The following is a 20,755-nucleotide window of genomic DNA, read 5'->3' on the forward strand; positions in this document are numbered from 1 at the left end:
CGCTCACAGCAACCCCACCTCGACGTCGGTGGTCATGGGCCGCAGCGTGTGCTGCGGTGAGTCGGGAAAGTGCACGGTGTAGAGCCGGCTGCCGTAGCGGATCGCGCGCTCCGCCTGCAGGGCCCGACCCAGCGGCGAATCGTCCAGCGCGGCCACCAGCAGGTAGTCGCGGTGGCTCTCTCTCCAGCCGACGCCACGCAGCAGGGTACTCAGCAAGCCCGGATCCCCTCCGCGAGCCCAGGGCAGGCAGATGGCTGCCTCATCGGCCACGGCGCCCGGCCGGGGCATCCGGGGCAGGTCCACCAGGTGCATCGGCAGTCGACGGGCCAGCGACATCGCAGAAGAATAGCTCGTCACCACGTGCTGCTTGTGGTGACGCTGGTCCCACACCGCGCAACCGGCCAGCGCCCCGCCTCGACGATCGCGCAGCAACCACGCGTCTTGCCCGCCCAGGGCCGGTGGTGCGGTGAGCAGGGCCAGGTCTGCCAACCCGTCGTGTTCACGGGCCGCCAACAACTCCTCGAGCGAGCCACGGACCAGTCTCAACCGGTCCTGACGCAATTCGGGTGGGCGCCAGTGGCGGTGCAGGGCACAGGTGGTGACATGGCCCACCCGGCGGTACTCAGGCATCCCGCGATGGCCCTTCTCCAACAGGGTGATCGCCGCGCGGTTCTCGTCGAGGATGGTGGTGGTGAACAGCTCCACCTCGGGAACCTGGCGCTGCAGGAAGCCGTACATCGCGGGCATGGCGGCCAGGGCCAACGGACTGCGTCGAAAGCGTGGGACCACCTTCAGCCCCGTCAGGTAGCCGACGGTGACCATCCTTCCAGCCACCACGCTGGGCCGGATGACGCAGGCCCCCATCCCCACCGGCGAACCGGAGGCCGCCTCCCGCACCAGCGGAACCACCACTCGATCCCCCTCCTGCCCCAGGGAGGCCAGTGGATTGCTCCCCCGGCGAAAGCTGACCGCAATGCGGCCGGGGAAGCCGTCGTCGCTGGCATAGATCGCCGCCAGGTCCGCGGCGTCGTCGGGCCCGGCCAGCTCCACCTGCAGGCCGCGCCCTGCACTCACCACGGCCTCACTTGGGCCACTCGTCAAGGTTCTGGCCCAGCGGGACGGCGAACTTCTGGTCCACCTCCCGGCCGATCCGGGCATTCATCATCCAGTAGATCGGCCAGGCCGACAACCGTCCCCGTCGCCCGGCGGTGATCCCGCGACGCAGCGTCGAGGCCGGTGACATGAAGCTGTTGCGCGCCTGGCGGCAACGTTCGGCCACCTCTCCCGGGTCCATCCCCACCGGCTGGTAGGCCAGCTGGCCGTAACTGTGGGCCGAATCCAACCACCACTTCGGGGACAGCAGCCGCCCCTCGGCCTCCAGCCGGGTGTAGAGCCGGGTGCCGGGGAAGGGCAGCAGGTGGTTGAAGGCGGCGGTGTGGAACTGGGCGCGCCGGGCGAACTCCAAGGTGGCGTCGAAGGTCTCGGGTGTGTCCCCGTCGTAGCCCAGCACGAAGGTGGCATAGATCCCGATCCCCGCGTCGTGGATCTGGCGGACCAGCTGCTCGCGCTCGCCCAGTGCCGTCGACCAGCGCTTGCCCATCGCCTTCAGGCTGGCGGGTTCGACGGATTCGAAACCCACAAGGATCAGCTCGCAACCGGCGGCCTTCAGCGCCGCCAGCAGCTCCGGGTCCTTGGCCATCTCCAGGGTGCCCTGCGCCGCCCACAGCACCTTCAGCGGTTGGATCAGGCGACAGATCTCCAGGATGTGCTCCCGGTGGGCGATCAGGTTGTCGTCCACCAGGAAGAAGGTCTTGTGCGGGGCCTCGGCGACGTCGCGCGCGACCGCCTGCGCCGAGCGTGGATGGTAGTGGGCCCCGTAGTAGCCGGCGATGGCGCAGAACTCACAGAAGTGGCCGCAGCCTCGGCCGGTCTCCACCAGGGAGATCGGCAGGTATTTCTTGCCGGCCAAGATCGAGCGGTCCGGCGGCAGGTCGAAGCTGCCCTCGGCGGGGCTGACCCCGCCGTCGTAGCGCGGTTTGAGCCGACCGGCGGCGGCATCGGCCAACAGCTCGGTCCAGACCTGCTCGGCATTGCCGGTGACCACGCAATCGGCGTGTTCGGCCGCCTCCTGCGGCACCAGGGTGGTGTGGTAGCCACCCAGCACCACCGGGATCCCGCGTTCTCGGAAGCGCGCCGCCAGGTCATAGGCCCGACGGGCGGTGTAGGTCTCCACCGGGATCGCCACCAGATCGGTGCGGGCCTGGAGGTCCACCAGCTCGATCCGGTCGTCGAACAGTTCGGTCTCCACCTCGGGTGGGGTGAGTGCCTTGAGCACCGCGATGGTCAGCGGCTCCATCTTCCAGGTGCCGATGTAGCGCTGGCCGGGCTTCTTGCCGATCGCCGGGACGATGAAGGTGACCTTCATGAGCCCACTCCCGCCCCTGCTGGCCGACGGTCCACGCGCGGGATGTCGGAGTTGTCGGTCATCACGTCGCGGGTGAACTGCTGGAACTTCTTGGCATAACCCATGTAGCCGACATTGGTGAGCAGTCCGGGCAGCGGCGCGTGGTCGAAGGGGGCCAACCGCTGCAGCACATTGCGGGTGCGGTAGGTCTCCTGCCAGGCCCAGACGGTGCCCTCGTACAGCTCGTCGACGCTCATCTTCGCCGGTTGGTAGACCACGTGTTCGACGTCGTACATGGCCCAGTGCCGCTCGAAGATGCGGCCCTGCTCCTCCAGCTGCGCGTAGTAGGCGGTGCGCGGGAAGGGGGTCAGGATCGAATAGCGCGGCAGGTCCACCTTGATCTCCTGCACCAGCTCCACGGTGCGCTCGAAGACGCTCGCGTCCTCGTCGTCGCCGCCGAAGGCGAAGCAGCCCTGCACCGCGATCCCGGCGTCGTGCAGCTTGGCCATCAGCGCCGGATAGCCGCCCACCTTGTTGACCCGCTTCTTGAAGAACTTCTGCGACTGTTCGTTGACCGACTCGAAGCCGATCAACAGGCCCTTGCAGCCGCTGCGCTCGAAGAGCTGGATCAGGTCGTCGTCGTGCCCGATGGCCGATGTGACCAGCCCGAACCACTGCTTGCCCAGATGGGACAGGCCGGTGAAGAACTCCTCGGTGTAGGCCCGGCCGGTGAGCAGGTTCACGTCCGGAATGCAGACATACTTGCCCGGGAGCGCCTCGATCTCGTCGAGCACCTCCTTGACGGGGCGCTTGTGCACAGTGGGTCCGAAGGCCGTCGGATAGGCGCAGAAGGTGCACCCCAGGGCGCAGCCGCGCACCACCTCGACGGTGTTGGTGGTGATGTAGCGGCGCCTGGCCAGCAGGTCTCGACGCGGGATCGGCCGCCCGACGATGCTGTAGTCAGCGGCCTGGTGGTAGCGGGGCTTGAGCTGACCGGCGACGAAGTCCCGGCACAACTGCGGGAAGCTCTGCTCGGCGAAGCCGGTGACCACCGCGTCGGCATGCTGGGCGGCCTCATCGGGCAGCATGCTGGCATGCACCCCGCCGATCACCACGGTGCGGCCCAGCGCCCGGAAGTAGTCGGCAAAGGCGTAGACCCGCTCCGCGGTGCCGGTGATGGCGGTCAGGCAGATCAGGTCGGCATCCAGGTCCAGCGGGATCGGCCCGGCCGTCTCGTCGTGGATCACCAGCTCGGCGCCCAGCTCGTCGGGAACCAGTGCCGCCAGGGTGGTGAGGGTCAGGGGTGCGTAGTGCAAGGTCACCCCGAAGCTCCCGCCGTGGCGGTGCATGGCCCCGGCTGGGGCCAGGAAGGCGATCTTCATGGCGGACCTCCCGCTGTGGATCGGCGAGGCCGGGGCCTCGATGTGGCCCCAGCCTAGGCGGGTAGGCGGTCAGCCGGGCGGCCTTGGTGGATCATTCGACCAGGAAGGCCAGGCTGCCGCGCGCCAGGGCTGGCGTCTTCACATCCCCCAGCCGCTGACCGGCACGCCGTCGCGCCTCGAGCAGGCGACGATCCGCGTTGGCGCCGGCCACCACGGCACGCACCGGCCCCAACTGTCCCAGCCTGCGCGCATGGTCATAGTGGAAATTGCGCCGCAGCAACCGCTCCAACCCCGCCTCGAGGCCGGGACGGGGCTCGCCCAGGTAGAGCGCGTAGTGGTCCTGTTCCGGCGCGAGCACCGCGAAGCAGTCCACGTCGAGTTCCCGCAGGCAGACCGCGACGAAGGCCTCCGAGAGCTTCTCCCCCACCAGGTCACTGACCGCGTCACAGCGCCCGACCAGGCGCAGCACGGGCAGCGATCCGTGCCACCCGGTCACCTCCACCTCGTCCCCCAAGCGGTAGCGGTGCAGGCCGGCCGAGGTGGTCAGCAGCACCTCGTAGCGCTCCCCTTGGCGAAGCTCATGGCCCAGCACCACCCGATCCCCCTGCTTGAACTCGACCAGGTGGGAGCGCGCGGCCAGCACCGCGCCGTCGGCCGTCTCGACGGGGATCGACACCACACCCTCGGTGGCCAACAGTCCCTTGGGCTGCAGGCGGGCCTGCGGCAGCAGTGACTGCAGCTGGCCGGCGGGCCTCGCGGCGTGGGCGTCGGCCCAGCAGGAGACCAGCCGCAGTCTGGGCCAGACCGCCTCCCAGTCGCCACGAGCCGCGGCGCGGGCCGCCGGGCGTCGGGAGGCCGGCAGCTCGTCGGCGAGGCTGGGCGCCAGCTCCGCGACCTGCTCCAACAGCAGGCTGAGGTAGCTGGGATTCCAGACCGAGACCAGGCACAGGTCGTCGGCCGCCAGCAGGCCACGGGCGGTGCGCCGGTAGAAGTCCGCCATGGTGGTGCTTCGTGCCACGCCGGACTCGACGGCGAAGACCCGACGCAGCAGGTGCGCCCGCAGCGCCCCGGCATAGGCGGCATCGTCCTCGAAGCCGATCGGCACCGGGCCGGCGGCCTGGTGGGAGCTGGCCGCCGCAGCCGGTGTCACCGACCAGTAGCTGCGACCGGTCAGCAACCGCGGATCGGCCACGGCAAGATCGGCCAGCCAGGCACCGATGGCCCGCTGGAATTCCCGTTGTGAGCCGCGTGTGGAGGGCACCAGCTTGGTGGCCGCGGTGGATCCCGACGAGGGCTCCAACAACCGGACCCTCTCCCCGCCCAGGACCTGCTGCTCCCCCATGGCGATCCGCTCCACGTCACCAGCCAGGTCGTCCCAGGTGACGATGGGCACCCGCTCGCGGTAGTCCGCGTGGTTGCGGATCTGGGCAAAGCCGTGGCGTCGGCCATACTCACTGTCGGCGTCGCGACGAAGGATCCGGCGCAACAGCGCCTCCTGGCTGGCCGCCAGGTCTCGGATGCCGAGCAGCCTGGCACGCTCCGGTGCGCCCGCGGCCAGCACGGCCAGGTTCGCGAGCGTGGTGATCATGGGCCCAAGAGCCGGGCGCGCAGGGCCGGGCGCAGGTTGCTGGGGCTCAGCCTGGCCAGGCAGACCAGGTCGTGGCCCTCGACATAACCGGGGTTGAGCCGCTCGAAGTGGACCGCGTCGGGGTGCCGGGCGGTCTGCTCCCGGCGCACGTACTCGGGCCGAAGCCGGTCCTTGGGCGCCCGATAGGCCAGCACTCCCCGGGCGGCGTCGTGCTCGGCGCCGAAGAGCTGGCTGGCATAGGCATCCATCACCTGCTGTTCCCAGGCGGGCGTGGGGCGTCGCCGGTCGGGGTAGAAGTCGCTGAAGAAGAGCGTCATCATCCGGTAGGTGCGGTGCCCCTTGCTCACCAGGAACCACCATCTGGACGGCTCCTCCACCACATAGCGCCGGGCGAAGGCCTGGAAGAGGTCCGGGGATCCCCAGTGGTCGGGATGCACCACGGTGTCGCCGGAGAAGAGCCCTTCGACCCGTTGCCCCTGCAGCTCGACGTGCACCACCTTCTGGGTGGAGAAGCCCACCAGCCTGCCCGCGGGGGTCCACAGCAGGATGCACTCGTCCTTGTCCGCCAGGTCCCGGTGGAAGGCCCGCTCGTCGACGCCTTCGTAGACCAGCTGCATCAGCGCGAGCATCTGGGCGCGCAGCCGCTCGTCGACGGCCCCCACGGCCACCACCTCGCTGCGCAGTGGTCCGCTCATCGCGACGCCGACGCCTCGGCGATCGCCTTGCGGATGCGCTTCGGCGAGACGGTGACGGCCGTGCGCAGCTGCTGCGCGAACTGCTGCACCCGCAGCTCCTCGATCAGGAAACCGATCTCCTCCACGGCTGGGGGCAGCGGACCGTCGGGCTGGGCATGGCACAGATCGGCGTAGTCGTCCTCCAGTTCGTCCACCACGTCGGCGCGCTGCTGGTCGCGGGTGGGGCTGGCAGCGGCCGCGGCCAGGCGCAGCGTGATGCCCTTCACGTAGCGAGGCAGGTGGTCGTACCACGGATCGGGGGTGGCGCTGATGAAATTGGTGAAGATCAGGTTCTCCAGCTGTGCCGTCACGTCGTCCAGGGCCGCACCCGCCGCCGCGCTGCCCATGGCGAGCTTCGCCTCCGTCTGGTTGCGCAGGGTCTGGGCCGCGGTCGAGACCACCGCACGCATCGCATCGGCCTGTTCCTGGCGCACGTACAGCGCCAGCTTCTCGTAGGCCTGGGCGTCACGGACCTCGTCGAGTGAGGTGCGGTTCTGCTGCGCCCACTGGTGGGTCAGGCGCTCGGCCGTCTTGAGCCGGGCATCGGCCAGCAGGGCGGGGACGCTGGCATAGGGCGAGTTGCCCAGGGCCAGCTTGTCGGCATTGGACAGGTGCCCCACCACCCATTTGGTGGGATCGGGCAGGGTCAGCACGAGCAACCGTCGCAGCCCGCGCGCATGCGAGAGGCTGGCCCGCTCGGCCGTGTCGAGCACCTCGACGCCAACGCTGCTGCCCTCGTCCTTCAGGGCGGGATGACCGACGGCCCGGGTGCCATTGCGCTCCACCTGCAAGGTGCGGTCGATGGCCCCCATCGTCCAGCTGGTGGCGCCGGTGACGGCCTTCTTGGCGCTCGCCTTGGTCAGGGTCTGGCTGACCTTGCGCGCCAGGTCCTGGCGCAGGTCGGAGAAGTCCTTGCTGCGGCGGGTCGGTCGGCCATTCTCGGTGATCTGGAAGGCCACGCGCAGGTGGTCGGGAACCGCCTCGGGATTCCACTGTTCGGGCGCCACCGTGACGCTGGTGATCTGGCGCAGGGCCCGGCCCAGCTCGTCGCAGAAACGCTTGGAGTGGTCCGCCCCCTGACCGACCTTGGCCATCTCGTCGAGCCACTCCAGAGCGGCGCGGGCGTGGTTGGGGGCCGGCACGAAGCTGGTGCGCACGCTCTTGGGCAGGGCGCGGATCAGTTCGGTGGCCAGTTCCTCCCGCAGACCGGGCACCTGCCAGCTGAAGGGTTCGGCCTTGACCTGGTTGAGCTGTGCCAGGGGAATGCTCACCGAGACGCCGTCATGCCCCGATCCGGGGTCGAAGACGTAGTCGATCGGCAGTTCCAGCTCTCCCCCGCCGCTGGCGGGCACCACCCAGTGGTCGGGGAAGGCATCGGCGTCCACCTCGTCGGCCTGCGGGGCGAGCAGGTCGTCGAGCTCCATCTCGAGCAGCCGCTTGTCCTTGAGCTGGCGCAACCAGGTGTCCAGGTGGTTGACGCTGACCACCTCGGCGGGGATCCGCTGGTCGTAGTAGTCGAAGATCGCCTGGTCGTCGACGGTGATGTCGCGGCGTCGGCTGCGCTCCTCCAGCTCCTCGGCCTGCTCGCGGACCTTGCGGTTGTGGTGGAAGAAGTGGTGCCGGGTGCGCCACTGCCCTTCGACCAGCGCCGAGCGGATGAAGATCTCCCGGGCCGCCACCGGATCGATGCGGGCATAGCCGACGGGGCGTTCGGCCACGATCGGGACGCCGTAGAGGGTGACCTTCTCGTAGGCCACCACGGAGCCGGAATTGGTGGACCAGTGGGGTTCGGAGTACTGCCGCTTCACCAGGTCACCGGCCACCTCCTCCACCTGCTCGGCGGTGATGGCGGCCACCGTGCGGGCCCACAGTCGGCTGGTCTCGACCAGTTCGACGGCCATCACCAGCGGCGGCGGGTTCTTGGCCAGCGCAGACCCGGGCTGGATCGCGAAGCGTGCCCCGCGGGCCCCCAGGTATTCGCGCGGACCGGGGCGGCGACGCTTGCCATTGCGGTCCTTCTTCGGCTGGTCCTGCTCGCGCAGGTCGGCCAGGCCGATGTGTCCCAGCAATCCCGAGAGCACCGCGGTGAGCACCTTGTCGTCGGGGGCCGGGCTGGTGTTGCGCTGCAGCCCGATCTCCTTGGAGATGTCACGCAGCTGGGCGTGCAGGTCTTCCCATTCCCTCACCCGCAGGAAGTGGATGAACTCGTCGCGGCACATGCGACGGAAGGCATTGCCCGAGAGGGCCTTCTTCTGGGCGCGCAGGTAGTCCCACAGCCGCAGCATCGCGATGATGTCGCCACCGGAGTCGGGCTCGCCGCCGCTGCTGGTCACGCGGTCCGCCGCTCTGGTGTGGGCGGTGTGGCGCTTCGACCCCTCGGGACCCCTCGACAGGCTCGGGGAACGGGAGTCCGACGAGCTCGGGGCCTCGGGCATCGTCGGGGTCCAGAAGCGACGGTGCAGCTGGTCGGCCTGTTCCCGCTTGTCGCTGGGGCGTTCCCGAACGTCGGGGATCGCCAGCCCTGCCACCAGCACCTGCATCTCGCGCACGCAGCCCTGGCGTTCGGCCTCCAGCAGCATCCGGCCCAGTCGCGGGTCGAGCGGGATCCTGGCCAGCCGATGCCCCACCCGGGTCAGGCGAGGGTGCGAATGGTTGCCGGGCTTCAGCGCACCCAGCTCGTCGAGCAGGCGCAGGCCGTCGGTGATCTGGCCCCGGTCGGGGGCCTCGACGAAGGGGAAGGAGCCGATGTCGCCCAGCCCCGCCTCGGCCATCTGCAGGATGACGCTGGCCAGGTTGGTGCGCAGGATCTCGGGCTCGGTGAACTCGGGACGGGCGAGGAAGTCCTGTTCGCTGTAGAGCCGAATCGCGATGCCGGGGGCCACACGGCCACAACGGCCGGCGCGCTGGTTGGCGCTGGCCTGGCTGACCGGCTCGATGGGAAGGCGCTGCACCTTGGTGCGCGCCGAGTACCGGCTGATCCGTGCCGTTCCGGGATCGATGACATAGCGGATGCCGGGCACCGTGATGGAGGTCTCGGCCACATTGGTGGCCAGCACGATGCGACGCCCGGTGTGGGCGGTGAAGACGCGGTGCTGTTCGGCCGCCGACAGGCGCGCGAACAGCGGCAACACCTCGGTCTGCGGCAATTTAAGAGCGTTGATGGCCTCCGCGGCGTCCCGGATCTCGCGCTCACCGGAGAGGAAGACCAGGATGTCGCCGGTGCCCTCACGGGAGAGCTCCGTGACGGCCTTGCAGATGCCCTGCACCTGGTCACCGTCGTCCGGATCCTCGCCCTCGCCCACCAAGGGCCGGTAGCGCATCTCCACCGGAAAGGTGCGCCCGCTCACCTCGATCACCGGCGCCGGGTTGCCCTCCTTGTCGCTGAAGTGTTCGGCGAAGCGGGCCGTGTCGATGGTGGCCGAGGTGACGATCACCTTCAGGTCGGGCCGCTTGGGCAGCAGCTGCTTCAGGTAGCCCAGCAGGAAGTCGATGTTGAGGCTGCGCTCGTGGGCCTCGTCGATGATGATCGTGTCGTAGCGCTTCAGGTTGCGGTCATGGGTGATCTCGGCCAGCAGCACGCCGTCGGTCATCACCTTCACCCGGGTGTCCTTGCCCGCCTTACGAGTGAAGCGCACCTGGTAGCCCACCAGCTCACCCAGTGGGGTGTCGATCTCCTCGGCGATGCGTTCGGCCACGGTGCGGGCGGCGATACGTCGCGGCTGGGTGTGGGCAATGCGCCCCAGGCCCAGGCGCAGGCAGATCTTGGGCAGCTGCGTCGTCTTGCCCGATCCGGTCTCGCCGGCCACCACCACCACCTGGTGGTCCCGGATCAGTTCGGCGATCTGGTCGGCATGCTCGGCGATCGGCAGGGCCGGGTCGAAGTCCAGCCGCGGTTCGCGGGTTCGAGTGTCGTGGTCAGCTGCGGTCATGGCCGTCCCAGCCTACGTCGCTCGACGCAACCGTGCGGCAAGCAGCGACTAGCCTCGTGGCATGCACATCGCCCCGTTGCGCGCCCGAGACCGGTTGAGGATTGCCGAGCTGCTGCGCCATGACCACGGCTATGCGGTGCGCGTCAACGGTGTGCCCAGCGACGAGAGCGACGTGGACGACCTGTTGACCAGCCGGCCCGCCGGCACCTCTCCCGACCAGCTGCATTCCTTCGGCTTGTGGCTCGACGAGGCGAGTCTGGCCGCGCTGGCGGTGGTGATGGTCGACTGGCCGCAGGCGGGCCAGAACTGGGTTGGCCTGCTCCAGGCGGATTCTCGCCACAGCGGCCAGGGCCATGGCCGTCGGCTGCACGACGAGCTGCTGCGGCGCTTGCCGAGCGCCTGCTGGCGGCTCGCGGTGGTGGACAGCAATGCCGAGGCGATCTCCTTCTGGGAGCGGCTGGGCTATCGCCTGACCGAGGAACGCAAGCCGTGGACCAGTCCCGCCGGTGAACAGCGCACCGCGCTGATCATGGAGCTGTCGATCCCCCAGACCGACTGACTGCGGCCAGGGCGTGGGTGCCCCGGCCGCAGCCGGCCAGGATCGGGCAGGTCACTTGACGAGCGCCACCGGAGACTGGGCATGGGCCAGCACGGCCCGCATCACGCCCCCCAGATGGATGCCGAGCAGCTTGGTGCGCTGCACGCCCATCACCAGCAGGTCCACGTTCGCCGAGGTGTCCACCAGTTCGTCCACCGGCGCGCCACCCGCGATGCGCACCTCGACGGGCACCTCGGGATGCTGGGTGCGCAGGGGCACCAGCATCTGCTCGATGCCGTCCTGGGCGGCGGCGTGCACCTGTTCGCCCACCACCCGGGTCTCGTCGCTCTTGGCCACGTGCACCACCTCGAGGGTGACGCCGCGGCGTTCGGCCTCGGCCATCGCCCATTCCAGGGTGGCCGGGGAGTGGTTCTGCGCGTCGATGCCGACCGCGATCCGTCCCAGACCACCGGTGGGTCCGGGGGTGGCGGCGGCCGAGATGACCACCACCGGGCAGTGCGCGGCATCGGCCACTGCGACGCTCGTGGAACCGATGAACATGCGCTCCAGGCCGCTGACCGAACGCCGACCGACCACCATAAGCTCGGCACCCTCGCTGAGCCGACTCAGCACCGCGGCCGCATTGCCCAGCACCACCTCGGCGTGGATCCGGTCCTCGGGCAGTCCTGCCTCGCGGGCCAGCTGGACGGCGGCCTGGTTGGCGTGTTCACCCGCCTGCTGCAGTGCGCTCGGGTCGTAGACCACGCCCCAGGCACCGGCGAGCACCGCATCGTCAACGGCATGCACCAGGTGGAGGGTGGCACCGCGCCGCTCAGCTGCACCGACCCCGTAGCGGACGGCGCGCAGACCGTCCTCGGAGCCGTCGACGCCGACCAGGACGCGGGGGCCCGCAATGGGATTGTCGTGGTCGTTGGCTGCTGCACTCATGGCCATCATCTCCTCGCTCGTTCCCGGCGTCGGTGCCGGGTGCGTCTTGGGTCCATTCTTCCATTCCCGCAAGCCGAAAGCGCTGGTGGGTCGAAAGGCGTGCCGCTCGGCGCGTCCTCAGCCCTTGGCCACGGCCCGGCCGTCCAGCCGGTCCAGGCTGATGCCCCGCACCAGCTCGCGCTCCCCCGGGACGAAGGGGGTCGGGGTGGTGAACTCCGCCGTGAGCTGGTCCTCGGAGACATAGACCAGCCGCCCCCGCACCAGCACGCTCCAGCCATTGGTGCTCTGGTGGTCGTGGTCGTCCACCTCGAAGGCGACCGGCGCCTCGTCGGGCAGCTCAGCCAGCTGGGTGCCACCGGCGGTACGCACCACCACCAGGTCGCCGTCCAGGGTGTAGGCCAGCGGGAGGATCGTCAGGCCGTCGGGCCCCTCGAAGGCGAGCCTGCCCACCGTGCCCTCTCGCAGCAGCTGGCGGCACTCGTCCTGGTCCAGCACCTCGAAATGTCCTTCACCCATTGCCTTGTCCTCCTCCTGGCGGCCAGCGCCGGTCCGTTCGCTGATTGTTGGTCTGGTCTGGTGCTTCGAGCGGCCCCGTCAGGCCTCGTCGGTGAAGGTCACCCTCCCCCGCAGCTTGGCGGCCAGTTCATCGTCGATGCCGTCGGCGATCTGGCTGATGACGGTCACCCCTTCGGTCAGGTGCTGGGCGACGAAGGGCCGCGCCAGCAGGCTCATGCTGACGAAGACGCGATCCTTGTACAGGGCGAAACGCCCGAAGCGCGACTCGCAGTTGAGGTCATTGAGCACCTCGACGGCGCGGCTGCGTCCCTCCAGGTCGTGCACCAGCACGGAGAAGAGCAGCACTTCGCGGGCGTCGGCGGTGCAGCGGACGAAGACCATCCCCGAGCCCACCCGGATCGCGAAATCACCCTCGTCGTCGCGCAGCGGCTCGTGGCCGAACATCTGGGCCAGTTCCGCCCGTACCAGTTCCACCAGCTCGTCGCGGTCGGCGGGCAAGGTGGCCCCCACCGGTGGGCGCGCGGCGGAGCCCGGACGAACGGGCTCCTCCGCCGCTGGAGCCGGGGCAAGGATCTCGGCCAACTGGTCGGGGGCCAGGAAGACGGGGTGCTGCACCCCGAAGACGTCACGCAGGGTGGCGACGGCCAGGTCTGCCAGATCGCTCGACTCGTCCTGCACGTGTTCGGCCCAAGGATTTGGATGCTCTTCGTCGGCCTCGCGCCACCCCAGCCCGGCCAACTGCCGCAGCTGGTCTTCACTGAGCCGGAAACTGTCAGTCAGTTCCTGGTTGCCCGAGGCCTCGGCCACCACCATGGGCAACTCCTCGCGGGCGGTGCGCACCCCGCAGGTGAAACGCACGAAGGGCGCACCCTGTTCGGCGCCTCCGGTTCCCACCACCAGGCTTCCGCCGTCCTCGATCACCGAGACCACCTCGGCCAGGCGTTCTGCGAACAGGACCCAGGCCTGGCTGGTGCTTGCATCGAAGTCGAATTCCTCCGGCACCAGTTGCTCCGACATGACTTCCCTTCGCCAGCAGTGCGGCGTCACCACGCCCCTCGCCTCCAACCTAGACCACCTGCGTGCCGTCCTGGCCAGCCCGGGCTCAGACCACCACCACGGCCATCGTGATGATGGTGGGGATCGAGGCGATGGAGGTGATGAAGACCACATCACGTGCCAGCACCACCGAGGTCTGGTAGCGCACCGCATGGCTGAACACGTTCTGGGCGGTGGGCAGGCCCGCCAGCACCATCACGGCCAGCAAGGTGGTCTGGTCCAGGCCGAACAGGCGGCCCAGGATCAGCGCCAGCATCGGCTGCACGAACAGCTTCAGCCCGCTCAGCACCAGGGTCTCGTTGAACAACGGCCCCCGGCCCGGCAGCGGGCCCAACCGCAGCGAGACCCCGAAGGCGACCAGCATCGTGGGCACCGCCAGGCCAGCGAGCATGGTCAGCGGTTCATTGGCCACCGGCGGGATCGTCCATCCCAGCAGGTTGATCGCCAGGCCCAGCAGCACTCCCACCGTCATCGGATTGCGCAGCGGCAGGGTGACATTCTTCAGCCGGGAGGCGGCCACGCCCTGGCGTCGGGCGGCCTCGATGTCCAGGAAGGCCAGCCCCAAGGGCTGCAACGCGGCCACCTGTACCAACAGCAGGGGCGCGATCCAGGTGATGTCGCCCAACACATAGGCCGCGATCGGCAGGCCCATGTTGCCGGCATTGACGTAGCAGGAGGTGAAGGTGGCGATCACCCGGTGCCCCAGGGTGTGCGGCCGCCCGTTCTCGTCGCGCAGCACCCACTGCAACAGGGCAAGGCACAGCAGGCCGGTGGCCACCGTCGCCAGCACGCTCACCAACAGGTTCCACGCGAAGATCCGCTTCAGGTCTGCCGTGGCCATCATGGTCATCAACAGCGCAGGGCTGCCGACGAAGAAACTGAGCTTGCTCAGGATCAGTTGCGAGCTGGCATCGAGCACTCGCCAATGGGCCAGCACCCACCCGACGGCAACGACCGCCCAGATGGTGAGGAATCCACTCAGGACGCTGACCATGGGGCACACCCTAACGTGATGGCGGCATCCCCGGTCACACTGCGATTCGCTGTTGGGGGAATCGGTCGTCGTGGCGTCCGACAGCTGCTTTGCTGGAGGCATGAAGATGTCCAAGGAACTTGAGTCGCTGTTCAATGCCCAGATCACCCTGGAGCTCGAGTCGTCGACGGTCTACCGCCAGTTGGCCATCGAGATGGATGCCCAGGACCTGCCCGGAATGGCCGCCTGGCTGCGTCATCAGGCCGACGAGGAAGTGGTGCACGCCAACAAGTTCATCGACCACCTGCTGGACCGCGACAACCATCCCAAGATCGGGGCCGTCGCAGCGCCCAAGACCAAGGCCTCGATGAGCCCGCTCGACGTGTTCAACATGGCCCTGGAGCACGAGCAGAAGGTCTCGGAGTCCATCCGCAACCTCTACCGGGAGTGCGACAGCGCCGGAGACCTCGACTCGCGGCCCCTGCTGAACTGGTTCATCAGCGAACAGCTCGAGGAGGAGGCCACCGTCAGCGAGATCATCGGCCGCATCACGATGATCAATGACGACGGCCCGGGGCTGCTGCGGCTGGACCAGGAGCTCTCGCAGCGCCCCACGCAGAGCACCGAGAACGCCGCGCAGTGAATCGAGTGCCCCCGGCCGGAGCCGGGGGCACTTTCTCGTTCGGGTCAGGCCATCTGCAGCGTGGTGAGGCAGGTGGGGCTGTCCTGGGCGGTGGCGAAGGGCACCGTCCCACTCTTCCCGTCCATGGTGGCGGTGATGGTGCCCTGCACGTCTCGCGGCAACCAGAAGCCGACGAAGCCATTGGTCCCGGTGGTGACGTCCTCGTCCACCAGCGTGCTTCCGTCCTTGGCGGTGATGGTGATGTGCATCTGCTTCTTGGCCTGCTCGCCCTGGCAACCGGACAGGCTGTGCGCGAAGCACTCGTGGGTCTGGGTCAGGTAGGGAGCCACCGAGAGGTAGAACTTGTCGTCGGGAATCGGCAGGGTGCGTTCTCCGCGATCATCGGTGAGCACCAGCTGGTCGGCCTTCACCGAGGCCTTGAGACCTTCCATGGGGCGCTGCTGCTGCGAGGCGTCCAAGGCGTCGATGATCGCCACGGCGTCGGTGCCCTGCAGCGCCTCCTGCTCTGCCGACGAGGCGGAGGCGGCAGGGGCCGGAGCGGGGCTGGGCTCGGCACCCGAACAACCGGCAGCCAGCACCAGGCAGGCCGTCAGCGCCAACAGGCTGGCTCGGGTGGGGCGGGAAGGCTTGGTCATCTGGCTGCTCCTCGGGGATGGGACATTTCCCCTGAATCTACCGTGGCAAGGCTGTGCGCCTGACAGCACCCTCTGGCCGAGCCCGATTCCGTTGGGATCCGACTGTTGGGATCCGACTCTGCTGGGATCGGATTCGACGCGACACGAGGCTGGAGCGAGATGATGGACCCATGAGCAACGAACCTGCCGTGCACTCCCCCTCCAACCTCTCCCCCACCGCACTCGCCGAGCTGGAATCGGTGGCCCTGGAGGTGGCCCGGGCCTGTGCCCGACTGGTGGTCGACGAACGTCCCGAGGCGCTCGGGGTGGCCGCCACCAAGTCCTCGGCGACCGATGTGGTCACCGAGATGGATCGTCGATCGGAGGAACTGGCCTCCACGATGCTCCATGAGCTGCGTCCCGGTGACGGACAGTACGGCGAGGAGGGGCTGCGCAGCGGTTCGCCCGACGGCATCACCTGGGTCGTCGACCCGATCGACGGCACCGTGAACTACCTCTATGGGCAGGCATCCTTCTGCGTCTCGGTCGCGGCCGTGATCGGTGACCCGTCGGTTCCGGGCGGATGGCAGCCGCTGGCAGGAGCCGTGGTGGCTCCCCTGCTGGAGGAGTCCTTCGCGGCGTATCAGGGCGGTGGCGCACGTCGCTCCCGTCGCGGAGAGGAGACCACCCTGCGGATCTCCGCGGCCCAAGGCCTGGACCAGTGCCTGGTGGGCACCGGTTTCGGCTATTCCGCCGAGCGTCGCGCGGAGCAGGCGCGCGCCCTGGCGGTGCTGCTGCCCCAGGTGCGCGACATCCGCCGGGCTGGCGCGGCGGCCCTGGACCTGTGCCATGTGGCGGACGGCCAGTTGGACGCCTACTACGAGCGCGGAGTCCATGTGTGGGACATCGCCGCCGCCACCATCATCTGCACCGAGGCTGGCGCCGTGGTTCGCGGCCTGGACGCGGCCCCCGGCGAGGACATGACCATCGCGGGCCCCGCCCAGACCGCGAACGAACTGGCTGACCTGCTGCGCGACGTGCATCGCTGACCCCGGCCCCCAACGGTCGAGCCTGTCGAGGCCCCTTCCCGACGGCGCCCCTGATCCCCGACGGCCGAGCCAGTCGAGGCCTGGACGCGCATCGGCGCGCCTCCTGTGGCAGGAGGCGCGCCGATGAACTCGATCCGCTGGATCAGCTGCAGCCGCTGGTGGAGCCGCAGCCCTCGCAGACGTAGCAGGATCCGCTGGGACGCATCTTGGTGCCGCAGGTCATGCACAGCGGGGCATCGATGGCGTGGCCGGTCAGGCCCTCCATCATCTCGGTGGTGGTGTGGGCAGACCCGACGGTCTCCTGCTCCACCCGCGGCGTCGCCTGGATCAGCGACGGCTGCACCGGGCCACCCTCGTCGGTGCGGATGTCGTCACCGGCATCATTCTTCAGTGATTCCGACTCCGGCAGGGAGGCCTCGTCCTCCTCGCTGATGTAGGAACCGGTCTCCACGTAGCGGGCACGCTCCGCGGAGGTGTAGATGCCCAGCTCCGAACGCTCGTCGAAGGACAGGTAGTCCAGCGCCAGACGGCGGAAGATGTAGTCCATGATCGACTGGGCGATGCGGATGTCCGGGTCGTCGGTCATGCCGGCGGGCTCGAACTTCTGGTTGGTGAACTTCTGGACATAGGTCTCCAGCGGCACCCCGTACTGCAGGGCGATGGAGATCGCGATCGAGAAGGCGTCCATCACGCCGGCCAGGGTGGAACCCTGCTTGCCCAGCTTCAGGAAGACCTCGCCGAGCTGACCGTCGGGGTACTCGCTGGAGGTCATGTATCCCTCCGCGCCGGCCACGGTGAACGACGTGGTGCGCCCCGCGCGGCTCTTGGGCAGGCGACGGCGACGCGGGCGGTACTCGATACGCACCTCGGGCTCCGGCACCGCTGCGGCCTCCACCACCTCGGCCTTGCCGGAGTCCTTCTTGCCGTCGGACAGCGGCTGGCCCACCTTGCAGTTGTCCCGGTAGACGGCCAGCGCCTTGAGGCCGAGCTTCCATCCCTGCATGTAGACGTCGGCGATCTCCTCGACGGTGGCCGACTCGGGCAGGTTGACCGTCTTGCTGATGGCACCGGACAGGAAGGGTTGGACCGCAGCCATCATCCGCACGTGGCCCATCGGCTGGATCGCCCGGGCACCCATGGCGCAGTCGAAGACCTCGTAGTGCTCCGGCTTGAGGGCCGGGGCGTCGATCACGTGGCCGTGCTCGGCGATGAAATCGACGATCTGCTGGGCGTCGTCGGTGCCGTAGCCCAGGTTCTTCAGCGCGCGCGGGATGGTCTGGTTGACGATCTGCATCGAGCCGCCGCCGACCAGCTTCTTGAACTTCACCAGGCTGAAGTCGGGCTCCACGCCGGTGGTGTCGCAGTCCATCATGAAGCCGATGGTGCCGGTGGGGGCCAGCACGGAGGCCTGCGCATTGCGGAAGCCGTTGGTGGCACCCAGCGAGACGACCTGCTCCCACTGCTCGGTGGCGGCCTTGGTCACCAGCTCGTCATTGCTGTGCATCGGCTTGAGGGCGTCATTGGCCGACTGGTGCTTGCGCATGACGCGCTGGTGCGGCTCGGCATTCTCCGCGTAGCCGTCGTAGGGGCCGACGACGGCGGCCAGTTCCGCACTGCGACGGTAGGAGGTGCCGGTCATCAGCGAGGTGATGGCGGCGGCCAGCTTGCGGCCACCCTCGGAGTCGTAGCCCAGGCCCAGGGCCATCAGCAGGGCGCCCAGGTTGGCATACCCGATGCCGAGCTGGCGGAACCTGCGGGTGGTCTCGCCGATCGACTCGGTCGGGAAGTCCGCGAAGCAGATGCTGATGTCCATCGCGGTGATGATCAGCTCGACGGCCTTGGTGAAACGTTCGGCGTCGAAGACGTCGTCCTCTCCCAGGAACTTCAGCAGGTTGAGGCTGGCCAGGTTGCAGGACGAGTTGTCCAGGCTCATGTACTCGCTGCACGGGTTAGACGCGGTGATCGGCCCGGTGTTCGGGTTGGTGTGCCAGTCATTGATCGTGTCGTTGTACTGGACACCGGGATCGGCGCACTCCCAGGCGGCGCGGGCCATCTTCTCGAACAGCTCCTTGGCCTTGACCTCCTCGATGACGCGACCGTCACCGCGGGCCTTCAGCCCGAAGAGCCCGTCGGCCTCTACGGCCTCCATGAACTCGTCGCTGACGCGCACCGAGTTGTTGGCGTTCTGGTACTGGACGCTGGTGATGTCCTTGCCGCCCAGGTCCATGTCGAAGCCGGCGTCACGCAGGGCGCGGATCTTGTCCTCCTCCCGCGCCTTGGTGTCGATGAACTCCTCGATGTCGGGGTGGTCGACGTCGAGCACCACCATCTTCGCGGCACGACGGGTGGCACCGCCCGACTTGATCGTGCCCGCGCTGGCGTCGGCGCCGCGCATGAAGGAGACCGGGCCCGAGGCGGTGCCACCGGAGCTGAGGAGTTCCTTTGAACTGCGGATGCGCGAAAGGTTCAGGCCGGCGCCGGAACCGCCCTTGAAGATGAAGCCCTCCTCCTTGTACCAATTCAGGATCGAGTCCATCGAATCGTCGACGCTGAGGATGAAACAGGCGCTGACCTGCTGGGGGCTGGAGGTGCCGACGTTGAACCACACGGGCGAGTTGAAGCTGAAGTATTGGTGAAGCAGCATCCAGCGCAGCTCGTCCTCGAAGACCTGCGCATCCTTGGGCGTGGCGAAGTAGCCATGCTCGAGGCCGGCCTTGGAATAGGTGTTCACCACGCGGTCGATGAGCTGCTTCAGACCGGTCTCGCGCTGTTCGGTGCCGAGCGCGCCGCGGAAGTACTTGGTGGTGACGATGGTGGAGGCGTTGAGGCTCCAGAATTCGGGGAACTCGACGCCCTTCTGCTCGAAGACCGTCTCGCCGGTCTTCCAGTTGGTCTGCACGACGTCGCGCTTCTCCCACGTGACCTCGTCATAGGGATGGACGCCGTCGGTGGAGAAGACACGCTCGATGGTCAGACCCGTGCCCTTCTTGGCTGTGCGACGTGCCGTCCTGGTGTTCTCGGTCATGCTGGCCTTCCGCCTTGTCTGGTTTTCCTGGGGGTTTCTGTCTTGCTTGCTGACCGTGGCCAGCGAGGGGTCACGCGGCAGGGCGCCGGCGACCAGGGTCTGTGGGTGTTCAGTCGGTGCCGGAGGCGCCCGCCTGCTCACGCAGGTGGGCAATCGCGGCCTCGAAGTCGTCGACGCTCTGGTAGTGCTTGTAGACACTCGCGAATCTCAGGTAGGCCACGGGATCGAGCTCGCTCAGCGGAGCCAGGATGGCCACCCCGACCTCATCACTGGGAACCTCGGCGAGGCCGGAGGCCCGGAGGGTCTCCTCGACCTGCTGCCCCAATCGGGCCAGGTCTGCCTCGCTGACGGGGCGCCCCTTGCAGGCCTTGCGCACGCCCGCGATCACCTTGTCGCGATGGAAGGGTTCCACCACGCCTGACTTCTTGACCACCACGAGCTGCATCTGCTCGATCGTGGTGAACCGGCGCTCGCAGGCCGGGCACTGTCGCCGACGTCGGATACTGCAACCGTCGTCGGTGGCCCGCGAGTCCAGGACTCGGGTGTCACCATGGCGGCAAAATGGGCAGTGCACCGTCGGCTCTCCTCTCGTGCGCACAAGCGGGCGACACGAGGAGCCCACGAAGGCACTCCCGGCGTGTCGCCCGAGAATTGGCAGTCTTGCAGGGTAAGGGAGCCCAACCACTATCAGTGGGTGAATTACATCCCCGCAACCACAAGATGTAGATACCGTAGGACGCCCGCCCCCCAAGGGTCAAGCCAAGGGAGCGCAGGCCCGACGCGCCACCCGGGAGCCCAGGAAAGACCGGCCGACACACCCCCAGGAGCTTGACCGGGCCGCCTCAGTCGACCCGACGAGTCGACCCACTCACAACCCCGAACCGACCCCATTCTGCGAGGCGGGAGCCGGCAGCGGCTCCTCGCTGATCGCCAGGAAGCGCCCCACCCCCACGGCAACGCTGGCCGCGACGATCAGGGCCAGCAGGCAGGCGATCAGGGCGATGCCGCGATCAGTCAGCTGCACCCCCGCCGGGCGAGCCGGCGACGAGATCTCGGCCGGACGAGCCTGCAGCCCGACCGGCGCCCCACTGAGCCCCGCCAAGCCGGGCTGCACCGGACGCCCCACGGGTGCTGCGAGCTGCTGCGGGCGCGCCACTGGGCCACGCTGCTGGTCGCGCCCACGTCGACGCACCTTCGCCGGAGTGACGGCGGAGTCCTGGACGAACGTTGCACTCATGACTGCTCCTCTGGTAGTGGCGAACCGGTCCAAGGCGCCATCCGCGCCTCGAACAACTGTTCGACCCAAACAGTAGCTCCATCGAACACAGCAATCAAACTTTTGTTCTAATGAGCCTC

The 20,755-nt window shown here is 68.5% G+C and carries 17 protein-coding genes; 3 read left to right on the top strand and 14 right to left on the bottom strand.

Features of this window, described 5'->3' with window-relative positions:
- Nucleotides 1–3: 3 nt before the first annotated feature.
- The 6 genes from ACOAMO_RS14565 to hrpA all read right to left on the bottom strand — a co-directional run bounded on the left by ACOAMO_RS14565 (nucleotide 4) and on the right by hrpA (nucleotide 10,037).
- Complete coding sequence (locus ACOAMO_RS14565) at nucleotides 4–1,074, bottom strand: GNAT family N-acetyltransferase (RefSeq protein WP_420175456.1); 1,071 nt, start codon at nucleotides 1,072–1,074, stop codon at nucleotides 4–6.
- A 7-nt stretch (nucleotides 1,075–1,081) separates the two neighbouring features.
- Nucleotides 1,082–2,425 (bottom strand): B12-binding domain-containing radical SAM protein, encoded by a 1,344-nt coding sequence (locus ACOAMO_RS14570; protein ID WP_420175457.1) that lies wholly within the window; start codon nucleotides 2,423–2,425, stop codon nucleotides 1,082–1,084.
- Nucleotides 2,422–3,786, bottom strand: coding sequence for a B12-binding domain-containing radical SAM protein (locus ACOAMO_RS14575; protein WP_420175458.1), 1,365 nt, complete (start codon nucleotides 3,784–3,786; stop codon nucleotides 2,422–2,424). Before ACOAMO_RS14575 ends, ACOAMO_RS14570 begins: the two co-directional genes overlap by 4 nt.
- 91 nt (nucleotides 3,787–3,877) lie before the next feature.
- On the bottom strand, nucleotides 3,878–5,374 hold the full coding sequence (locus ACOAMO_RS14580; protein WP_420175459.1) for a GH3 family domain-containing protein: 1,497 nt from the start codon (nucleotides 5,372–5,374) through the stop codon (nucleotides 3,878–3,880).
- Nucleotides 5,371–6,069 carry a hypothetical protein gene (locus ACOAMO_RS14585; RefSeq protein ID WP_420175460.1) on the bottom strand — a complete coding sequence of 233 codons (699 nt, stop codon included), beginning with the start codon at nucleotides 6,067–6,069 and terminating at the stop codon, nucleotides 5,371–5,373. The genes ACOAMO_RS14580 and ACOAMO_RS14585 overlap by 4 nt, the downstream gene beginning before the upstream one ends.
- A complete protein-coding gene (hrpA, locus tag ACOAMO_RS14590; RefSeq protein ID WP_420175461.1) occupies nucleotides 6,066–10,037 on the bottom strand; it encodes an ATP-dependent RNA helicase HrpA in 3,972 nt (1,323 codons plus the stop codon). Before hrpA ends, ACOAMO_RS14585 begins: the two co-directional genes overlap by 4 nt.
- A gap of 61 nt (nucleotides 10,038–10,098) precedes the next feature.
- Here hrpA and ACOAMO_RS14595 point away from each other — a divergent pair, with 61 nt between their 5' ends.
- Nucleotides 10,099–10,596 (top strand): GNAT family N-acetyltransferase, encoded by a 498-nt coding sequence (locus ACOAMO_RS14595; protein ID WP_420175462.1) that lies wholly within the window; start codon nucleotides 10,099–10,101, stop codon nucleotides 10,594–10,596.
- A gap of 51 nt (nucleotides 10,597–10,647) precedes the next feature.
- Here the strand turns inward: ACOAMO_RS14595 and ACOAMO_RS14600 are convergent, their stop codons facing one another.
- The 4 genes from ACOAMO_RS14600 to ACOAMO_RS14615 all read right to left on the bottom strand — a co-directional run bounded on the left by ACOAMO_RS14600 (nucleotide 10,648) and on the right by ACOAMO_RS14615 (nucleotide 14,089).
- Entirely contained in the window at nucleotides 10,648–11,523 is an 876-nt protein-coding gene (locus ACOAMO_RS14600) for a universal stress protein (RefSeq protein WP_420175463.1), read from the bottom strand.
- Nucleotides 11,524–11,640: 117 nt separating this feature from the next.
- Nucleotides 11,641–12,039 (bottom strand): pyridoxamine 5'-phosphate oxidase family protein, encoded by a 399-nt coding sequence (locus ACOAMO_RS14605; RefSeq protein ID WP_420175464.1) that lies wholly within the window; start codon nucleotides 12,037–12,039, stop codon nucleotides 11,641–11,643.
- A 78-nt stretch (nucleotides 12,040–12,117) separates the two neighbouring features.
- Nucleotides 12,118–13,056, bottom strand: a complete 939-nt coding sequence (locus tag ACOAMO_RS14610) for a T3SS (YopN, CesT) and YbjN peptide-binding chaperone 1 (RefSeq protein WP_420175465.1) — start codon at nucleotides 13,054–13,056, stop codon at nucleotides 12,118–12,120.
- 85 nt (nucleotides 13,057–13,141) lie between these two features.
- Nucleotides 13,142–14,089: an AEC family transporter gene (locus ACOAMO_RS14615; RefSeq protein WP_420175466.1), complete on the bottom strand. Its 948-nt coding sequence runs from the start codon at nucleotides 14,087–14,089 to the stop codon at nucleotides 13,142–13,144.
- A gap of 100 nt (nucleotides 14,090–14,189) precedes the next feature.
- On the opposite strand from ACOAMO_RS14615, the gene ACOAMO_RS14620 reads away from it, so the two are divergent.
- Complete coding sequence (locus ACOAMO_RS14620; protein WP_420175467.1) at nucleotides 14,190–14,711, top strand: ferritin; 522 nt, start codon at nucleotides 14,190–14,192, stop codon at nucleotides 14,709–14,711.
- Between the two features lie 44 nt (nucleotides 14,712–14,755).
- Here the strand turns inward: ACOAMO_RS14620 and ACOAMO_RS14625 are convergent, their stop codons facing one another.
- On the bottom strand, nucleotides 14,756–15,346 hold the full coding sequence (locus ACOAMO_RS14625) for a CueP family metal-binding protein (protein ID WP_420175468.1): 591 nt from the start codon (nucleotides 15,344–15,346) through the stop codon (nucleotides 14,756–14,758).
- A gap of 170 nt (nucleotides 15,347–15,516) precedes the next feature.
- On the opposite strand from ACOAMO_RS14625, the gene ACOAMO_RS14630 reads away from it, so the two are divergent.
- Nucleotides 15,517–16,374 (top strand): inositol monophosphatase family protein, encoded by an 858-nt coding sequence (locus ACOAMO_RS14630; protein WP_420175469.1) that lies wholly within the window; start codon nucleotides 15,517–15,519, stop codon nucleotides 16,372–16,374.
- 142 nt (nucleotides 16,375–16,516) lie between these two features.
- Here the strand turns inward: ACOAMO_RS14630 and ACOAMO_RS14635 are convergent, their stop codons facing one another.
- The 3 genes from ACOAMO_RS14635 to ACOAMO_RS14645 all read right to left on the bottom strand — a co-directional run bounded on the left by ACOAMO_RS14635 (nucleotide 16,517) and on the right by ACOAMO_RS14645 (nucleotide 20,636).
- On the bottom strand, nucleotides 16,517–19,399 hold the full coding sequence (locus ACOAMO_RS14635; protein WP_420175470.1) for a vitamin B12-dependent ribonucleotide reductase: 2,883 nt from the start codon (nucleotides 19,397–19,399) through the stop codon (nucleotides 16,517–16,519).
- A 109-nt stretch (nucleotides 19,400–19,508) separates the two neighbouring features.
- Nucleotides 19,509–19,973: a transcriptional regulator NrdR gene (nrdR, locus tag ACOAMO_RS14640; RefSeq protein WP_420175471.1), complete on the bottom strand. Its 465-nt coding sequence runs from the start codon at nucleotides 19,971–19,973 to the stop codon at nucleotides 19,509–19,511.
- A gap of 294 nt (nucleotides 19,974–20,267) precedes the next feature.
- Nucleotides 20,268–20,636 carry a hypothetical protein gene (locus tag ACOAMO_RS14645; protein WP_420175472.1) on the bottom strand — a complete coding sequence of 123 codons (369 nt, stop codon included), beginning with the start codon at nucleotides 20,634–20,636 and terminating at the stop codon, nucleotides 20,268–20,270.
- Between the last annotated feature and the right edge of the window lie 119 nt (nucleotides 20,637–20,755).

Source organism: Luteococcus struthionis (genome assembly GCF_048595755.1).
GTDB lineage: Bacteria > Actinomycetota > Actinomycetes > Propionibacteriales > Propionibacteriaceae > Luteococcus.

Bases quoted from the DNA above. Each gene is read 5' to 3' on its own strand.
- ACOAMO_RS14570 (WP_420175457.1), bottom strand. From the start codon at position 2,425: ATGAAGGTCACCTTCATCGTCCCGGCGATCGGCAAGAAGCCCGGCCAG.
- ACOAMO_RS14575 (WP_420175458.1), bottom strand. From the start codon at position 3,786: ATGAAGATCGCCTTCCTGGCCCCAGCCGGGGCCATGCACCGCCACGGC.
- ACOAMO_RS14580 (WP_420175459.1), bottom strand. From the start codon at position 5,374: ATGATCACCACGCTCGCGAACCTGGCCGTGCTGGCCGCGGGCGCACCG.
- ACOAMO_RS14585 (WP_420175460.1), bottom strand. From the start codon at position 6,069: ATGAGCGGACCACTGCGCAGCGAGGTGGTGGCCGTGGGGGCCGTCGAC.
- hrpA (WP_420175461.1), bottom strand. From the start codon at position 10,037: ATGACCGCAGCTGACCACGACACTCGAACCCGCGAACCGCGGCTGGAC.
- ACOAMO_RS14595 (WP_420175462.1), top strand. From the start codon at position 10,099: ATGCACATCGCCCCGTTGCGCGCCCGAGACCGGTTGAGGATTGCCGAG.
- ACOAMO_RS14600 (WP_420175463.1), bottom strand. From the start codon at position 11,523: ATGAGTGCAGCAGCCAACGACCACGACAATCCCATTGCGGGCCCCCGC.
- ACOAMO_RS14605 (WP_420175464.1), bottom strand. From the start codon at position 12,039: ATGGGTGAAGGACATTTCGAGGTGCTGGACCAGGACGAGTGCCGCCAG.
- ACOAMO_RS14610 (WP_420175465.1), bottom strand. From the start codon at position 13,056: ATGTCGGAGCAACTGGTGCCGGAGGAATTCGACTTCGATGCAAGCACC.
- ACOAMO_RS14615 (WP_420175466.1), bottom strand. From the start codon at position 14,089: ATGGTCAGCGTCCTGAGTGGATTCCTCACCATCTGGGCGGTCGTTGCC.
- ACOAMO_RS14620 (WP_420175467.1), top strand. From the start codon at position 14,190: ATGAAGATGTCCAAGGAACTTGAGTCGCTGTTCAATGCCCAGATCACC.
- ACOAMO_RS14625 (WP_420175468.1), bottom strand. From the start codon at position 15,346: ATGACCAAGCCTTCCCGCCCCACCCGAGCCAGCCTGTTGGCGCTGACG.
- ACOAMO_RS14630 (WP_420175469.1), top strand. From the start codon at position 15,517: ATGAGCAACGAACCTGCCGTGCACTCCCCCTCCAACCTCTCCCCCACC.
- ACOAMO_RS14635 (WP_420175470.1), bottom strand. From the start codon at position 19,399: ATGACCGAGAACACCAGGACGGCACGTCGCACAGCCAAGAAGGGCACG.
- ACOAMO_RS14645 (WP_420175472.1), bottom strand. From the start codon at position 20,636: ATGAGTGCAACGTTCGTCCAGGACTCCGCCGTCACTCCGGCGAAGGTG.